Origin of the sequence: Azohydromonas sediminis (assembly GCF_003574675.1) — a bacterium.
GTDB classification, from domain to species: Bacteria; Pseudomonadota; Gammaproteobacteria; order Burkholderiales; family Burkholderiaceae_C; genus Calidifontimicrobium; species Calidifontimicrobium sediminis.
The window spans coordinates 1-15,595 of the sequence record NZ_QOAZ01000010.1; the positions used below are offsets into that span (position 1 = coordinate 1).

Genomic DNA, 15,595 nt, shown 5'->3' on the forward strand with positions numbered 1-15,595 from the left:
AGCCGCGCCAGCTCGCGCCCGCTGCCCACGCCTTCGAGCGTGGCGTACAGCCACAGCGCAAACAGGATGCGCGGGTCGATCGCCGCGCGTCCGGCATTGCTGCCGCGCGCCTTGATCGCATCGGTCAGCCGGCTCAGGTCCTGCCGCTCGACGTAGCCCCATACCAGCCGCGCTCGGTGGTCCTCGCCCAGCAGCGACTCCAGGTCCGATGCCCGCAGTTCGATCTGCTTGCGGTTGGGCTGCAGCAGCCGCGGCGGCTGCGCGCGCAGCGCAACGGCTCGCGCTTGCGCGGCGGCCTGCGCTGCTTGCTCATCGACGGGCGCCAAGTCCTCGAACAAAACCCCGGCCACGCTGTCTTGGTGCGTCGGATCGCTCATGCCCAACAGCAAGCCAGAGACATGCCAGCACGAGGGCAGCGGACGAAAAACTCTCACGCTCTCAGCCTGCTCGATCGCCTGGGCCCGGGGCGCAGCGCGGCCGTCGGCGTGATGACGCCGCTGCTCGCGCTGGCGGTGTCGGTCGCGTTCGAGGGCTACCGCCCCGATGCGCTGACCTTCGCCGGCGCGGCGCTCGCCGTGGCCGGCAACGTGCTGATGCTGCGCGGCAGGACCGGCGGCTGACCTGGCCGCTTTGGCACCGGCGTCAGGCCGCGGGCCGCCGCGCGGGGGGCAGCAGGCGGCGCACGACGACACCGCCGCCGAGGACCTTCGTCAGCGGCGTCAGCGTCGCGCGCTCGCTCATCGGCATCTCGCGTCGGCGCAGTGTGGGGCCGCCACCTACAATTCCGGCCCCTGCGAACGTCCGCGAAAGCCCCCGCCCCATGAGCCTCAAATGCGGCATCGTCGGCTTGCCCAACGTCGGCAAGTCGACCCTGTTCAACGCGCTGACGAAAGCCGGCATCGCGGCCGAGAACTACCCCTTCTGCACGATCGAGCCCAACGTCGGCGTCGTCGAGGTGCCCGACCCGCGCCTCGCGCAGCTCGCCGCGATCGTCAAGCCCGAGCGCGTCGTGCCGGCGATCGTCGAGTTCGTCGACATCGCGGGGCTCGTGGCCGGTGCGAGCAAGGGCGAGGGCCTGGGCAACCAGTTCCTCAGCCACATCCGCGAGACCGATGCGATCGTCAACGTCGTGCGCTGCTTCGACGACCCGAACGTGGTCCACGTCGCCGGGCGCGTCGATCCGGTCGCCGACATCGAGGTCATCCAGACCGAGCTGTGCCTCGCGGACCTGGCCACCGTCGAGAAGGCGCTGGCGCGCTACACCAAGGTCGCCAGGGCCGGCGGCGACAAGGAGGCGCAGCGCCTGGTCGACGTGCTGAAGAAGTGCGAGGTGGCGCTCAACGAGGCCAAGCCGGTGCGCTCGATCGACTTCAGCAAGGAAGAGCTCGCGGTGCTCAAGCCGCTGTGCCTGATCACCGCGAAGCCGGCGATGTTCGTCGGCAACGTCGCCGAGGACGGCTTCGAGCACAACCCGTACCTCGACCGCCTGCGCGAATTCGCCGCGAAGCAGAACGCGCCGGTGGTGGCGATCTGCGCGAAGACCGAGGCCGAGCTCGCCGATATGAGCGACGAGGACCGCGCGATGTTCCTCGCCGAGATGGGGCAGGACGAGCCGGGGCTGAACCGGCTGATCCGCGCCGCGTACAAGCTGCTCGGTCTGCAGACCTACTTCACCGCCGGCGTCAAGGAAGTGCGCGCGTGGACGATTCCCGTCGGCGCGACCGCGCCGCAGGCCGCCGGTGTGATCCACAGCGACTTCGAGCGCGGCTTCATCCGCGCACAGACGATCGCCTTCGACGACTTCATCGCCTACGGCGGCGAGCAAGGCGCCAAGGACGCCGGCAAGATGCGCTCGGAGGGCAAGGACTACGTCGTCAAGGACGGCGACGTGATGAACTTCCTGTTCAACGTCTGACGTGGCGCAACGCGAGGTGGCACCGCGCCGCGCCGCGGTGCCCCAACGGGGCGAGAATGCACGAACCCCGGCCACCGGGACGCCGCCGATGACCGAGTCCGCCCCGTCCACCGCACAGGGCGGCGAGTCGCCCACCGAGCGCCTCGACCGCCTGCTGCACGCCGCCGCCGCGCCCTGGCTCGGCAACCTGTCGCCGATCTCGCTGTCGCTCGCGTGGGCCGACTGGGCGTGGCACCTCGGCGTGTCGCCCGGCCGGCAGATGGCGCTCGCCGCGCGTGCGGCGCAGCTGGGCATCGACACGTGGCGCTTCGCGGCCGGCCTCGACGGCGAGCACCCGGTGGGCGCGGCCGACGACGACCCGCGCTTTCGCGACCCGGCCTGGACGCAGTGGCCGTTCTCGGTGTGGCGCGAGGGCTTCCGCAACGCCGAGACGTTCTGGCGCGAGGCCTCGCGCCTGCCCGGCATGACGGCGCACCACGCCGACCTGACGGCCTTCTTCGCCCGCCAGTGGCTCGGCATGCTGACGCCGGCCAACTTCCTGCCGACGAATCCCGTCGTGCTGCGCGACGCGATCGCCTCCGGCGGCGCGCACCTGGCCAAGGGGGCGCGCCACTGGCTCGAGGACGTCACCGGCGTGCGCTGGCCGGGCACCGACGAGCCGGCGCACTTCGAGGTCGGCCGCGACGTCGCCGTCACGCCCGGCCAGGTCGTCTGGCGCAACCGGCTGATCGAGCTGATCCGCTACGACGCTGCGACGCCGCGCGTGCACCCCGAGCCGCTGCTCGTGATCCCGTCGTGGATCATGAAGTACTACATCCTCGACCTGTCGCCGCACAACTCGATGGTGCGCTGGCTCGTCGGCCAGGGCCACACGGTGTACATGCTGTCGTGGCGCAACCCCGAGGCGGCCGACCGCGACCTGTCGATGGACGACTACCTGCGCCTGGGCGTGTTCGACGCGCTGCGCGCCGTCGGTCGCATCGAGGGCACTGCGACGCCGGTGCACGCGATGGGCTACTGCCTCGGCGGCACGCTGCTCGCGATCGCGGTGGCCGCGCTCGCGCGGCGCGAGCGCCCGGTGGGCACCGACGACCTGCCGCCGCTGGCGACGATGACGCTGCTGGCCGCGCAGACCGACTTCGCCGAGCCCGGCGAGCTCGGCCTGTTCATCGACGAGAGCCAGATCCGCCTGCTCGACGACATCATGAAAGAGCAGGGCTACCTCAGCGGCGAGCAGATGGCCGGCTCGTTCCAGTTCCTGCACTCGCGCGAGCTGGTGTGGACGCGGCGCATGCGCGAGTACCTGATGGGCGAGCGCGAGCAGCCCAGCGACCTGATGGCGTGGAACGCCGACCACACGCGCATGCCGGCGCGCATGCACCACGAATACCTCGTCTCGCTGTACCTGCGCAACGAGCTGGCGACCAACCGCTACCGCGTCGACGGCCGCCCGGTGTCGCTCAACGACGTGACGCTGCCGGTCTTCGCCGTCGGCACGCAGCGCGACCACGTCTCGCCGTGGCGCTCGGTGTACCAGCTGCACCGCCTGACCGACGCCGAGGTCACGTTCGTGCTGACCACCGGCGGCCACAACGCCGGCATCGTCAGCGAGCCCGGCCATCCGGGACGTCGGTACCAGATCGCCACGCGCCCGGCGCACGGCGCGTGGACCGACCCGCAGGCGTGGGAGGCCGCGGCACCGGTCGTCGACGGCTCGTGGTGGCCGGCGTGGCAGCGCTGGCTCGCGGCGCACTCGTCGCCGCCGCGCCGGCCGCGGCCGGTGCCGGCGGCGATGGTGCTCGGCCCGGCGCCAGGCACCTACGTCTTCGTGCGGCACCGCCACTGACGCCGGACTCGCCGCACCACGCGCTTCGGTGCTAGCCTGCAACCCGACGTGAGTGCGACGCCGACGCCCCCCGCCGCCGACACGGCGACCCGTGCCCCGTCGCCGGTGGCCGTGGTGCTCGTCGTGGTGGCCACCGCGCTGGGCTACGCCGCCGTCGGGCTGGTCGCGCTGCAGCTCGCGATCCCACCGACCTACGCCGCACCGCTGTACCCCTCGGCCGGCATCGCACTGGCCGCCGCACTGACCTTCGGCCGCGCCGCGGTGCCCGGCGTGTGGCTCGGCTCGTTCACCGTCAACGTCTACGCCGCGTCGCTGCGCGGCGCGCTGACGCCCGAGGCGCTCGTGCTGCCGGCACTGCTGGGCATCGGCGCCGCGCTGCAGGCCGAGGTCGGCCGTGCGCTCGTCGCGCGCTGGTGCGGCCAGCCAGCGACGCTGTCGGAGCCGCGCGACGTCGCGCGCTTCTACCTGCTCGCGGTGCCGCTGTCGTGCCTGACGAGTGCGACGCTGGCCACGGCGTCCTTCATCGCGCTCGCCGTCGTGCCACCGGCCGGCGCGCCGTTCCTGTGGTGGACCTGGTGGGCCGGCGACACGCTCGGCGTGCTGATCGGCGCGCCGATCGCGCTGACCCTCGTCGGCCGGCCGCGCGACGACTGGTCCGCCCGCCGGCTGACGCTCGGTGTGCCGCTGCTGGCGATCACGGCGCTGTTGGCCGCAGCGATCCTGCAGGTCGCGCGCTGGGACGAACAGCGCGTGGCCGGGCGCTTCGACCGCGACGCGCGCGCCGCCGCGGCGGCGCTCGCCGAGCGGCTGCAGCAGCCGCTGTATGCGCTCGAAGCGATGCGCAGCCTGTACGTCGGCAGCGAGAAGGTCGACGACGCGGAATTGCGCGCCGCGATCGGGCGCTGGATCGCGCTCGAGCCGGCGCTGCGTGCGGCCGGCCACAGCGAGTGGGTCGCCCGCGACGCGGTGCCCGCGCTCGAGGCGCGGCGGCGCGCCGACGGCGTGGCCGACTTCCGCGTCTTCGACCGTGCCGACGGGATCGCGACCAATGGCGACGAGTGGCTGATGGTCATCACGCAGATCGAGCCCGCCGACACGAACCGCGCCGCGCTGGGGCTGAACCAGATGTCGATCCCCGCGGTGCGCACGGCCATCGAACAGGCACGGCGCAGCGGCGCGCCGGTGGCCAGCGCGGGCTTTCGCCTGACGCAGGAGACGAGCGAGCGCACCGGCGTCGTGATCTACCAGGTGCTGTACGACGGCGAGCCTTCCACCGTCGACGAGCGCCTGCCGCGCACGCGCGGGCTGGTGTTCGTCACCGTCGAACCCGACCGGCTGGTGGCCACCGTGCGCGACGCGCAGCCGGCGTACCTGCGGCTGTGCCTCGTCGACAGCGACCCGCTCACGTCGCGCCCGCTGCTCGCCGGTGCGCCCGAGTGCCGGCAGCCGCCCGGCGACGACGCACGCGCGCTCGTCGTGCCGCTGGCCTTCGCCGGGCGGCAGTGGGACATCCGCGTCAGCGCCGCGGCCGGCGCGGTGCCCGACGAACAGCGCGGCAGCGCGTTCCTGTTCTCGCTCGCGGCGCTGGCCGCGGCGGCGCTGCTCGGCGCGCTGCTGCTGGCCGTCACCGGCCGCACGCGGCGCATCGAGGTCGCGGTCGCGCAGCGCACGGCCGACCTGCAGCGCGAGGTCGCCGAACGCCGGCGCGCCGAGGCGGCGCTGCGCGACCGCGAGCAGCGCCTGCGCGCGATCTTCGAGACGGCACCGGCGGGCATCGTCTACACCGAACTCGACGGCCGCATCGTCGTGCCGAACCCGGCGTTCTGCGCGTTCGTCGGCCGCCCGCCCGAGGCGCTCGTCGGCCACGCGCTGGCCGAGTTCACGCACCCCGACGAGGTCGCCGAGGCGCGCGCGCACCTCGACGCGCTGCGCCGCGGCGAGGTCGAGCGCTACCGCCTCGCCCGGCGCTACCTGCGCCCCGACGGCAGCGTCGTGCACGCGCAGATCACGGTGGCGCTGCTGCGCGACGAGGCGGGGCGCCCGCACCGCACGGTGGGCATCATCGAGGACGTCGGCGAACAGCTCAAGCGCGCGCAGGCCGAGCGCGAGCGCGACGCGGCCGCCGCGTCGAGCCGCGCGAAGAGCGAGTTCGTCTCGCGCATGAGCCACGAGCTGCGCACGCCGCTCAACGCGATGCTCGGCTTCGCGCAGCTGTTGGACCTCGACCGCCAGCCGCCGCTGGCGCCGCACCAGGCCGCGTGGACGGCGCAGATCCAGCGCGCCGGCTGGCACCTGCTGCGCATGATCAACGACACGCTGGACCTGTCGCGCATCGAGTCGGGCACGCTGCGGCTGCAGCCCGAGACGCTCGACCTGCGCGAACTGCTGCCGGCGTGCACCGCACTCGTCGAGCAGGCCGCGCGCGAGCGCGGCGTGCGCGTCGCGGCCGACATCGACGCGGCCGCCGCCAGCGTGCGCGGCGACCTCACGCGCGTCAAGCAGGTCCTGACCAACCTGCTGAGCAACGCGGTCAAGTACAACGTCGACGGCGGCACGGTGCTGGTGCGCACGCGCGCCGCCGACGACGGGCGCGTCGAGATCGACGTCGTCGACACCGGCCTCGGGATGACGCCTGAGCAGCTCGCGCACCTGTTCGAGCCGTTCAACCGCCTCGGGCGCGAGGCCTCGGGCGCCGAGGGCACCGGCATCGGCCTGGTGATCAGCCTGCGCCTGGCCGAACTGATGGGCGGCAGCCTGCGCGCAACGAGCACGCCCGGCGCCGGCTCGTGCTTCACGCTCGCGCTGCCGCGCGGCGAGGCAGCGGGCGCTGCCGTCGCGGCGCCCGAAGCCGACGAGCCGGCGGCCGTGCGCTACCGCCGGCGGCACGTGCTCTACGTCGAGGACAACGCGACCAACGCCGAGGTGATGCGCGGCGTGCTCGCCAAGCGCCCGCAGGTGCGGCTCGACGTGAGCCCCTGCGGTCTCGACGCGCTGGACGCGATCCGCGCGCGCCGCCCCGACCTCGTGCTGCTCGACATGCACCTGCCCGACATCGACGGCCTCGAGCTGCTGCGTCGCCTGAAGGGCGACCCCGACACCGAGGACATCCCCGTCGTCGCCGTCTCGGCCGACGCGACGCGCGAGCGCGTCGCGCAGGCGCTGCACGAGGGCGCCGCGCAGTACCTGACCAAGCCGCTGAACGTCGCCGAGCTGCTCGCCGTCGTCGACGACCTGCTCGAGCGCCAGGACACGCGGTTCGGCTGAGCGCCGCGCGTCCGTGGGCGGCCGCGGCGCCCGCCGTGCGCGGGCTCAGTGCCCGCTCGCGATCGCGGCGCCGATGCCCGTCTCGGAACACACCTGCTGCGCGAGGAAACCGGCCTTGTCCTGCCGGCCGCGCGCGCTGCCGTCGAGCAGCGAGAAGATCCAGATGCCGACGAAGCCGATCGTCATCGAGAACAGCGCCGGCGACGCGTACGGGAACAGCGCCGAGCCCTTCGAGTTGCCGAGCGTGGCTTCCCACACCGCGGGCGAGACCACCGTCAGCGCGACCGACGAGATCAGGCCGAGGAAGCCGCCGATGACCGCGCCGCGCGTCGTGCAGCCCTTCCACAGCACGCTCATCAGCAGCACCGGGAAGTTGGCCGACGCCGCGATCGCGAACGCCAGGCTGACCATGAACGCGATGTTCTGCTTCTCGAACGCGATGCCGAGCACGACGGCGACGAGGCCGAGCGCGACGGTGGTGATCTTCGAGACGCGCAGCTCGTCGCTGCTGCGCGCCTTGCCCTTCTTGATCACGGTGCCGTAGAGGTCGTGCGAGACGGCCGAGGCGCCCGACAGCGTCAGCCCGGCGACGACGGCGAGGATCGTCGCGAACGCCACCGCCGAGATGAAGCCGAGGAACACGTTGCCGCCCACCGCGTTGGCCAGGTGCACCGCGGCCATGTTGTTGCCGCCGAGCAGCGCACCCTTGGCGTCGAGGAAGCCCGGGTTGGTCAGCACGAACACGATCGCGCCGAAGCCGATGATGAAGGTCAGGATGTAGAAGTAGCCGATCCACGTCGTCGCCCACGCGACCGACTTGCGCGCTTCCTTCGCGTTGGGCACGGTGAAGAAGCGCATCAGGATGTGCGGCAGCCCGGCGGTGCCGAACATCAGCGCCATGCCGAAGCTGATCGCGCTGATCGGGTCCTTCACGAAGCCGCCCGGCCCCATGATCGAGAAGCCCTGGCGGGCCGCCTCGTCGGGCGTCTTGCCGGCGTCGACGGCCAGCTGCGTCTTGATCTCGACCGCCTTCGCGAACATCGCCTCGGGGCTGAAGCCGAAGCTCAGCAGCACCATGAACGCCATGAAGGTGGCGCCGGCCAGCAGCAGGCAGGCCTTGATGATCTGCACCCAGGTCGTGGCCGTCATGCCGCCGAACAGCACGTAGACCATCATCAGCGCGCCGACGATGACGACGGCGATCCAGTACTCGAGCCCGAACAGCAGCTTGATCAGCTGCCCGGCGCCGACCATCTGCGCGATCAGGTAGAACGCGACGACGACCAGCGTGCCCGACGCCGCGAACAGCCGCACCGGCGTCTGCGCGAAGCGGAACGCCGCGACGTCGGCGAACGTGAACCGCCCCAGGTTGCGCAGCCGCTCGGCGAGCAGAAAGGTCACGACCGGCCAGCCGACGAGGAAGCCGATCGAGAAGATCAGCCCGTCGAAGCCCGAGGCCATCACCGCGGCCGAGATGCCGAGGAACGACGCCGCGCTCATGTAGTCGCCGGCGATCGCCAGGCCGTTCTGGAAGCCGGTGATGCCGCCGCCGGCGGTGTAGAAGTCGGCCGCGCTGCGCGTCTTCGCCGCGGCCCACTTCGTGATCCACAGCGTGCCGATCACGAACAGCCCGAACATCGAGATCGCGGTCCAGTTCGTCGCCTGCTTCTGCGCCTGACCGAGGTCGGCGCCGGCCGCGCAGGCGGCGACCGACAGGCCGCCGAGCGCGGCGGCCAACAGCAGATGGCGGGCCCTCATCGCAGCGCCGCCTTGCCGACTTCGTCGGCCAGCGCGTCGAACTCGCGGTTCGCACGCTTGACGTACACCGCCGTGAGCACGACGGTGAACACGATGACGCCCACGCCGAGCGGCATGCCGACCGTCATCACACCGCTGCCGATGCGCTGCGCGAGCAGCTCCTTGTCAAACGCGACGAGCAGGATGAAGCCGTAGTAGACGACCAGCATCGCGATCGTCAGTGTCCAGCCGAAGCGCGAGCGCGCCGCCTTGAGTTCGAGGTAGCGCGGGTGTGCCGCGATCTTCTTTACGAGTGCATCGTCCATGCGGTCTCCTCCCTGCGGACGTCGGCGGCGCCACGTGCGCCGTCACTCGCATCATTCGCCTGCGCTCTGACCCACCCCTGACGCGAGTCCAACGGGAGCTGACGCCGAAGGCGGCTGCGCCTTGTGCTGGATCAAGACGCGCGTCGCGGCGGCGGCCTGCCGCCGCGTGCCGCACAGGTCAGTCGCGCCGCACGACGCCGGGACGCACTGCCGCGTCCTGCACCCAGCCGGGGCCGTCGAACCACGGGTCGCCGCGCATCGCGGCGGCGACCATCGGCAGCGCGTCGAAGCCCCAGAACAGGCGGGCGCCGACGGCGATCGTCGGCACGCCGAACACGCCGGCCGCGACCGCGGCGTCGGTCGACGCGCGCAGCTCGGCCTTGACGTCGTCGCCCTGCGGATCGCGCACCGGCGCGAGTTCGGCGGCGAGCGCGTGCAGCCGCTCGGCGTCGTCGGCGGCGGCGCCGCCGCGCCAGACGTGGCGCATCACGGCCTCGACGACGCGGCGGTTCGGCGTGCCGCCGCTCGCGCAGCACGCGAGCGACAGGCGCAGCAGCGGCAGCGGGTTGAACGGGTGCGCCGCCGGCAGCTGCAGCGCGATGCCGTGCGTGTGTGCGAGCCACGCGACATGGCGGTAGGTCCACGCGCGCTTGGGCTCGATCTCGGCCGGGCCCTTGTGGCGGTGGTGCTTGAGCAGCGCGGCGAACAGCACCGGGCGGTACGTCACGTGGTAGCTCAGGCCTTCGAGCGCCTGCGGCAGCTGCTCGAACGCGAGGTACGCGAACGGCGAGACGGGGTCGAACCAGAACTCGACGTGCGTCATGCCGCGCCCTCGCCGTGCGGCGGCAGCGCGCGGCGCTTCAGCTCTTCGTGGCGCCGCGGCAGCCGCGCCCACACCGCGCGCTTCGCGTCGTCGTCGAGCGTGCCCCAGGCCGCGATCTCGTCGATCGTGCGCGCGCAGCCGCGGCACCAGCCGGTCGCCTCGTCCATCTGGCACACCGAGACGCAGGGACTCGGCACCGCCGGCGCCGCGGTGTGCGATGCGCGCGTCACGGCGCCATCCCCACCGGCGCCTGCACGACGTCGGCGACCGGCGCGCCGGTCAGCGCCTCGAGCTGCGCCGGCGTCAGCGCGAACACGCCGTTCGGGTGGCCGGCCGCGGCCCAGATCAGGTCGAAGCGCCGCAGGTCGCGGTCGATCAGCGTGATCGGCGGCGTCGCGTGCGCCAGCGGCGCGACGCCGCCGATCGAAAAACCCGTGGCCGCCTTGACGAAGTCGGCGTCGGCCCGCCCGATGGCACCGACGAGCGCGGCGACCTTCTTCTCGTCGACGCGGCGGTCGCCCGACGCGACGACGAGCACCGCGGCACCGTCGGCCTGGCGGCGGAAGATCACGCTCTTGGCGATCTGGCCGACCTGCACGCCGAGCGCATCGGCCGCCTCCTGCGACGTGCGCGCGCTCGCGTCGAGCCAGCGCGGCGCGTGCGGGTGACCGCGCTCGGCCAGCACCTGCGCGACGCGACGAAAGCCCTCGGGGCGCGATGCGAGCGCGTCCGTCATGCGGCCACCTTCTCGCGCTTGGCGAGCACGGCACGCGCGACGCGCGAGACCGGCGCACGGCCGAGCACGCTGCTGATGAACGCGCCGGCGTCGACGAGCGCGTCGAGGTCGATGCCGGTGGCGATGCCCAGCCCGTGCAGCATGAAGACGACGTCCTCGGTCGCGACGTTGCCGGTGGCGCCCTTCGCGTACGGGCAGCCGCCCAGACCGGCGACGCTCGCGTCGAAGGTGTGCACGCCCATCTCGAGGCACGCGTAGACGTTGGCCAGCGCCTGGCCGTAGGTGTCGTGGAAGTGGCCGCTGACCTCGACGAGCGGGTAGTGCTTCAGCGCGCGCTCCATCGCGGCCTGCACCTTGCGCGGCGTGCCCACGCCGATCGTGTCGGCGACGCCGACGTGGTCGACGCCGATCGCCTTCATGCGCACGACGACGTCCTCGACGGCGTCGGCGCTCACGTCGCCCTGGTACGGGCAGCCGAGCGCGCACGAGATCGCGCCGCGCACCTTCAGCCCCGCGTCGTGCGCGGCAGCCACCACCGGCGCGAAGCGCTCGATGCTCTCGGCGATCGAGCAGTTGATGTTCCTCTGGCTGAACGCCTCGCTCGCAGCGCCGAACACGACGACTTCGTCGGGGCGCTGCGGCGCGGCCAGCGCCGCCTCGAGCCCCTTCAGGTTGGGCACCAGCACGCTCAAGCGCACGCCGGGCGCACGGCGGATGGCCGCCATCACCTGCGCGTTGTCGGCCATCTGCGGCACCCACTTCGGGCTGACGTAGCTCGTGACCTCGATCTCGCGCAGGCCCGCGGCCTGCAGCCGGTGCACGAGCTCGACCTTGTACGCGGTGGCCACCGGCTGCTTCTCGTTTTGCAGGCCGTCGCGCGGGCCGACCTCGACCAGGGTCACGTGGCTGGGCATCATCGCTGGGGCTCCTCGAACGCGGCCGCCGATGGTAGCGGGGCGCGCTCAGCTCTCCTTCAGGCGCAGCAGCTCGCCCCCTTCGGCGACCTGGTCGCCGACGGCGTACAGCAGCTCGGTGACGGTGCCGTCGTGCGGTGCGGCGATCGTGTGCTCCATCTTCATCGCCTCGATCACGGCCAGCGGCTGGCCGGCCTTGACGGCGTCGCCCGGCGCGGCGAGGAACGCGACGACCTTGCCCGGCATCGGCGCCGTCAGCCGCCCGCCCTCGAACGCGGCATCGCCGGCGTGCGCGAGCGGGTCGATCTCGCGCAGCAGCGCGCTGCCGGCGTCGGCGAACACCGCCACCGTCTCGCCGACCGCGTAGACCGCCAGCCGCATCCGGTGGCCCCCGAGCGTGACGTCGTGCTGCGCGCCGCCGAGCGCCGCGCACGCGAACGGCCACGCGCGTTCGCCCAGGTGCAGCGCGAGCGCCCCGTCGTGCGCGCGCGCGAGCACGGCCGTGTGGCGGCGGCCGTCGACGTCGAGCTCGAAGCGCCGCTGCGCGCCGCCGTGCAGCCGCCAGCCATCGCGCTGCGCCCACGGGTCGGGCCACGCGTCGGCCGCAGCGAGCGCGGCCTCGGCAGCCAGCGCGTGCGCCGCGACGCCGGCGGCGGCGACCTCCAGCGGCAGCGGCGGCGCATCGAACAGCGCGGCGCGCTCGCGCTCGATCAGCGCGGTGTCGAGGTCGGCGGTCGCGAACGCCTTGCTCGCGACGACGCGCCGCAGGAACGCGACATTGGTCGCCGGGCCGACGACGTGCGTCGCCGCCAGCGCCGCGTCGAGTCGCGCGAGCGCCTGCGCGCGGTTCTCGCCCCAGACGATGAGCTTGGCGATCATCGAGTCGTAGTGCGGCGTGATCGCGTCGCCCTCGCGCACGCCGCTGTCGACGCGCACCGGGGCCGGCGCGTGCGGCGACGCGGCAGGGTCGTCGCGGCGGAACGCGACGTGCGCGGGCCAGCGCAGCACGTGCAGCGTGCCGGTGGCGGGCATGAAGCCGGCGTCGGGGTTCTCGGCACAGATGCGCGCCTCGATCGCGTGGCCGCGGATGCGCAGCTGCTCCTGCGTGACGGGCAACGGCTCGCCGGCCGCGACGCGCAGCTGCCACTCGACGAGGTCGTGCCCGGTGATCGCCTCGGTCACCGGGTGTTCGACCTGCAGCCGCGTGTTCATCTCCATGAAGTAGAAGCGGATGTCGCCGTCGTCGACCTCCTCGGCGATGAACTCGACGGTGCCGGCGCCGACGTAGCCCACCGCCTTCGCCGCCGCGACCGCCGCGGCACCCATCTCGGCGCGCCGCGCCTCGCTCATGCCGGGCGCCGGGGCCTCCTCGAGCACCTTCTGGTGGCGCCGCTGCACCGAGCAGTCGCGCTCGAACAGGTGCACGCAGCGGCCGTGCGTGTCGGCGAAGACCTGGATCTCGATGTGCCGCGGTCGCGTGACGTAGCGCTCGACGAGCACGTGGTCGTCGCCGAAGCTGGCTTTGGCCTCGCGCTGGCACGACGCGAGCGCGGCAGCGAAGTCCGCCGGCGCATCGACGCGGCGCATGCCCTTGCCGCCGCCGCCGGCGCTGGCCTTGATCAGCACGGGGTAGCCGATGCGCTGCGCCTCGGCGGCGAGCCGCGCGGGGTCGTTGTCGCGTCCGTGGTAGCCGGGCACGAGCGGTACGCCGGCGCGCTCCATCAGCGCCTTGGCCGCGGCCTTGCTGCCCATCGCGGCGATCGCCGAAGGCGGCGGCCCGATGAACACGACACCGGCGTCGGCGCAGGCCTGCGCGAAGCCCTCGTTCTCGCTGAGGAACCCGTAGCCGGGGTGGATCGCCTGCGCGCCGGTCGCGCGCGCGGCGTCGAGGATGCGCTGCCACTGCAGGTAGCTGTCGCGCGCGGCGGCGCCGCCGATGTGCACCGCCTCGTCGCACGCGTGGACGTGCTTCGCGTCCGCGTCGGCGTCGGAGTAGACGGCGACGGTGCGCACCCCGAGGCGCCGCGCGGTGGCGGCGACGCGGCAGGCGATCTCGCCGCGGTTGGCGATCAGGATCTTCTTGAACATCTCATGCTCCGACGGGCGACAGCCGCCCGCGCCCTCGGCGCCACAGCGCGCCGACGAACTTGAACGTGACCGCGATCAGCACCGCGGCGACCACCACCGCCAGCGCCAGCGCGACGAAGAACGCCACCGGGTGCTCCCACGCGAGCCACAGCAGCAGCGGCACGAAGGCGTCGCCGGCCAGCGACAGCGCGAGGTTCGAGAGCGGCTCGGGCGACGTGTTGACCGCCGCGCGGGTGCCCGCCTTGGCCGCGTGCGCGGTGGCGGCGAGCGTGCCGCCGACCAGCGCCGCGATGACGGTCCACGTCGCACCGTCGATGCCCTGCCCGGCGAACACCGCGCCGGCGAGCGCGGCCCCGGCCGGGATGCGCACCACCGTCTGCACCGCGTCCCACGCCGAGTCGACGAGCGGGATCTTGTCGGCGAGGAACTCGACCACCACCAGCGCCCCGCTCACCCACAGCAGCAGCGGCTGCTGCAGCAGCTGCAGACCGCCCGGCAGCTCGACCCAGCCGAGGTGCCCCGCGAGCCCGGTCAGGAACACGACGAGGTACAGCCGCAGGCCGCTCGCCCAGCCGAGTGCGGCGGCGAGCGCGACGAGCTGCGTGACGTCGACGTCGTTCACGGCGTGCCCGAGGGTCGCCTCACGCGCGCCACGACGGCTCGCGCTTGTGCAGGAAGGCCTGCACGCCTTCGCGCCCCTCGGCGCTGGCGCGGATGTCGGCGATGCGCCGCGCGGTGTCGGCGCGCAGCGCGTCGTCGATCGGCCGGCCGGCGAGGTCGTGCACGAGCCGCTTGCACGCGCGCACCGCCGCCGGGCCGTTGGCCACGAGCGCTGCGACCACTTCGCCGACCTTCGCGTCGAGCGCGTCGGCGGCGACGACCTCGTGCACGAAGCCGAGCGCCTTCGCGGTCGCGGCGTCGAAGCGCTCGGCCGTCGTGACATAGCGCTGCGACGCGCGCTCGCCGAGCGCGCGGATCACGTAAGGGCCGATCGTCGCCGGCAGCAGCCCCAGGCGCGCCTCGCTGAGGCAGAAGTGCACGCCGTCGGCGGCCACCAGCACGTCGCACACCGCCGCGAGCCCGACGCCGCCGGCGTAGCAGTCGCCGTGGATGCGCCCGACCACCGGCACCGGGCAGGTGTAGACGGTCCACAGCATGTCGGCGAGCGCCTGCGCGTCGGCGCGGTTGCGTTCCCAGTCGTAGTCGGCCATCGCGCGCATCCACGCGAGGTCGGCGCCGGCGCAGAACGCCTTGCCGTGGCCGCCGAGCACGACGGCGCGCAGCTCGGCGTCGTGCGCGAACGCGGCGAACGCGACGGTCAGCTCGGCGATCACGCCGTCGTTGAACGCGTTGCGCACCTCGGGGCGGTTCAGATACACCTCGGCGACGTGCGGCGAGGGGCGGCGGATGTCGAGCGTCGTCGTCATGCGGGTCGCGCCTCCTCGCGCAGCATCAGGATCAGGTCGAGCTCGGGCGCCGGATGGCCCAGCGCCGTGATCGCCGCCGTGACCTGCCCGCGGTGGTGCGTGCCGTGGTTGAACACGTGCGCCAGCGTCGGCGCGAACGGCGTCGACTGTGCAACGCCCTGCGTCGTCGTGTAGTCCAGCGTGCCGTGCAGCCGCTCGTCGGGCACGCCCGCCAGCCACGGCGCCCATGCGTCGGCACCTTCGGCGAGACGCGCGCGCAGCCGCGCGCGCTCGGTCTCGAGCTCGGCGTTCAGCGCGACGCGCGCCGAGCGGCCGTGCGCGAAGCGCCCGAACCAGACCTCGCACTGCCCGACGAGCAGGTGGTTCAGCGTGCCGTGCACGCTGCGGAAGAACAGGCCGACGTCGCGCCGGTACGCGTCGTCGCTCAGGCGGTCGACGTGGTCGAGCAGGCGACGCGTGGCCCAGGCCTCGTAGCGCGCCATCGTCAGCAGGTGATCGCGCAGCGCGTCCATCGCGGCT

Annotated in this window: 15 protein-coding genes; 4 read left to right on the forward strand and 11 right to left on the reverse strand. The window is 73.3% G+C overall.

Annotated features, from left to right (window positions below):
• Nucleotides 1-377 (reverse strand): transposase (locus DRV96_RS07455; protein WP_473199545.1); only part of this gene is annotated, 377 nt, incomplete at its 3' end.
• 111 nt (nt 378-488) lie between these two features.
• Here DRV96_RS07455 and DRV96_RS18705 point away from each other — a divergent pair.
• The 4 genes from DRV96_RS18705 (at nt 489) to DRV96_RS07470 (ending at nt 7,025) form a co-directional block, all read left to right on the forward strand.
• Nucleotides 489-620 (forward strand): hypothetical protein, encoded by a 132-nt coding sequence (locus DRV96_RS18705; protein WP_259371657.1) that lies wholly within the window; start codon nt 489-491, stop codon nt 618-620.
• Nucleotides 621-820: 200 nt separating this feature from the next.
• Nucleotides 821-1,915 carry a redox-regulated ATPase YchF gene (gene ychF / locus DRV96_RS07460; protein ID WP_119289475.1) on the forward strand — a complete coding sequence of 365 codons (1,095 nt, stop codon included), beginning with the start codon at nt 821-823 and terminating at the stop codon, nt 1,913-1,915.
• 88 nt (nt 1,916-2,003) lie between these two features.
• On the forward strand, nt 2,004-3,761 hold the full coding sequence (locus tag DRV96_RS07465; protein WP_119289477.1) for a PHA/PHB synthase family protein: 1,758 nt from the start codon (nt 2,004-2,006) through the stop codon (nt 3,759-3,761).
• 48 nt (nt 3,762-3,809) lie between these two features.
• A complete protein-coding gene (locus tag DRV96_RS07470; RefSeq protein ID WP_235823316.1) occupies nt 3,810-7,025 on the forward strand; it encodes a CHASE domain-containing protein in 3,216 nt (1,071 codons plus the stop codon).
• Between the two features lie 45 nt (nt 7,026-7,070).
• Here the strand turns inward: DRV96_RS07470 and DRV96_RS07475 are convergent, their stop codons facing one another.
• From DRV96_RS07475 to DRV96_RS07520, 10 genes are all read right to left on the reverse strand, one after another.
• On the reverse strand, nt 7,071-8,783 hold the full coding sequence (locus DRV96_RS07475) for a cation acetate symporter (protein WP_119289482.1): 1,713 nt from the start codon (nt 8,781-8,783) through the stop codon (nt 7,071-7,073).
• Entirely contained in the window at nt 8,780-9,088 is a 309-nt protein-coding gene (locus DRV96_RS07480; protein ID WP_119289485.1) for a DUF485 domain-containing protein, read from the reverse strand. The genes DRV96_RS07475 and DRV96_RS07480 overlap by 4 nt, the downstream gene beginning before the upstream one ends.
• 178 nt (nt 9,089-9,266) lie before the next feature.
• On the reverse strand, nt 9,267-9,911 hold the full coding sequence (locus tag DRV96_RS07485) for a 2-hydroxychromene-2-carboxylate isomerase (RefSeq protein WP_119289487.1): 645 nt from the start codon (nt 9,909-9,911) through the stop codon (nt 9,267-9,269).
• A complete protein-coding gene (locus DRV96_RS07490; RefSeq protein ID WP_119289489.1) occupies nt 9,908-10,141 on the reverse strand; it encodes a DUF1289 domain-containing protein in 234 nt (77 codons plus the stop codon). Before DRV96_RS07490 ends, DRV96_RS07485 begins: the two co-directional genes overlap by 4 nt.
• Nucleotides 10,138-10,647: a YbaK/EbsC family protein gene (locus DRV96_RS07495; RefSeq protein WP_119289491.1), complete on the reverse strand. Its 510-nt coding sequence runs from the start codon at nt 10,645-10,647 to the stop codon at nt 10,138-10,140. The genes DRV96_RS07490 and DRV96_RS07495 overlap by 4 nt, the downstream gene beginning before the upstream one ends.
• On the reverse strand, nt 10,644-11,564 hold the full coding sequence (locus DRV96_RS07500) for a hydroxymethylglutaryl-CoA lyase (RefSeq protein WP_119289493.1): 921 nt from the start codon (nt 11,562-11,564) through the stop codon (nt 10,644-10,646). Before DRV96_RS07500 ends, DRV96_RS07495 begins: the two co-directional genes overlap by 4 nt.
• A 45-nt stretch (nt 11,565-11,609) precedes the next feature.
• Nucleotides 11,610-13,649, reverse strand: coding sequence for an acetyl/propionyl/methylcrotonyl-CoA carboxylase subunit alpha (locus tag DRV96_RS07505; RefSeq protein WP_119289495.1), 2,040 nt, complete (start codon nt 13,647-13,649; stop codon nt 11,610-11,612).
• Nucleotide 13,650: 1 nt separating this feature from the next.
• On the reverse strand, nt 13,651-14,271 hold the full coding sequence (locus tag DRV96_RS07510; protein ID WP_119289498.1) for a DUF4126 domain-containing protein: 621 nt from the start codon (nt 14,269-14,271) through the stop codon (nt 13,651-13,653).
• A 19-nt stretch (nt 14,272-14,290) separates the two neighbouring features.
• Complete coding sequence (locus DRV96_RS07515; protein WP_119289501.1) at nt 14,291-15,076, reverse strand: enoyl-CoA hydratase/isomerase family protein; 786 nt, start codon at nt 15,074-15,076, stop codon at nt 14,291-14,293.
• The gene (locus DRV96_RS07520) at nt 15,073-15,588 is read right to left on the reverse strand and encodes a DinB family protein (protein ID WP_119289503.1); all 516 of its coding nucleotides are present in this window, start codon (nt 15,586-15,588) and stop codon (nt 15,073-15,075) included. The genes DRV96_RS07515 and DRV96_RS07520 overlap by 4 nt, the downstream gene beginning before the upstream one ends.
• Between the last annotated feature and the right edge of the window lie 7 nt (nt 15,589-15,595).

What these genes read in the sequence shown, in the direction of transcription:
- DRV96_RS07475 (WP_119289482.1), bottom strand. Translation starts at nt 8,783, where the DNA reads ATGAGGGCCCGCCATCTGCTGTTGGCCGCCGCGCTCGGCGGCCTGTCG.
- ychF (WP_119289475.1), top strand. Translation starts at nt 821, where the DNA reads ATGAGCCTCAAATGCGGCATCGTCGGCTTGCCCAACGTCGGCAAGTCG.
- DRV96_RS07520 (WP_119289503.1), bottom strand. Translation starts at nt 15,588, where the DNA reads ATGGACGCGCTGCGCGATCACCTGCTGACGATGGCGCGCTACGAGGCC.
- DRV96_RS07485 (WP_119289487.1), bottom strand. Translation starts at nt 9,911, where the DNA reads ATGACGCACGTCGAGTTCTGGTTCGACCCCGTCTCGCCGTTCGCGTAC.
- DRV96_RS07480 (WP_119289485.1), bottom strand. Translation starts at nt 9,088, where the DNA reads ATGGACGATGCACTCGTAAAGAAGATCGCGGCACACCCGCGCTACCTC.
- DRV96_RS18705 (WP_259371657.1), top strand. Translation starts at nt 489, where the DNA reads ATGACGCCGCTGCTCGCGCTGGCGGTGTCGGTCGCGTTCGAGGGCTAC.
- DRV96_RS07495 (WP_119289491.1), bottom strand. Translation starts at nt 10,647, where the DNA reads ATGACGGACGCGCTCGCATCGCGCCCCGAGGGCTTTCGTCGCGTCGCG.
- DRV96_RS07505 (WP_119289495.1), bottom strand. Translation starts at nt 13,649, where the DNA reads ATGTTCAAGAAGATCCTGATCGCCAACCGCGGCGAGATCGCCTGCCGC.
- DRV96_RS07515 (WP_119289501.1), bottom strand. Translation starts at nt 15,076, where the DNA reads ATGACGACGACGCTCGACATCCGCCGCCCCTCGCCGCACGTCGCCGAG.
- DRV96_RS07500 (WP_119289493.1), bottom strand. Translation starts at nt 11,564, where the DNA reads ATGATGCCCAGCCACGTGACCCTGGTCGAGGTCGGCCCGCGCGACGGC.
- DRV96_RS07465 (WP_119289477.1), top strand. Translation starts at nt 2,004, where the DNA reads ATGACCGAGTCCGCCCCGTCCACCGCACAGGGCGGCGAGTCGCCCACC.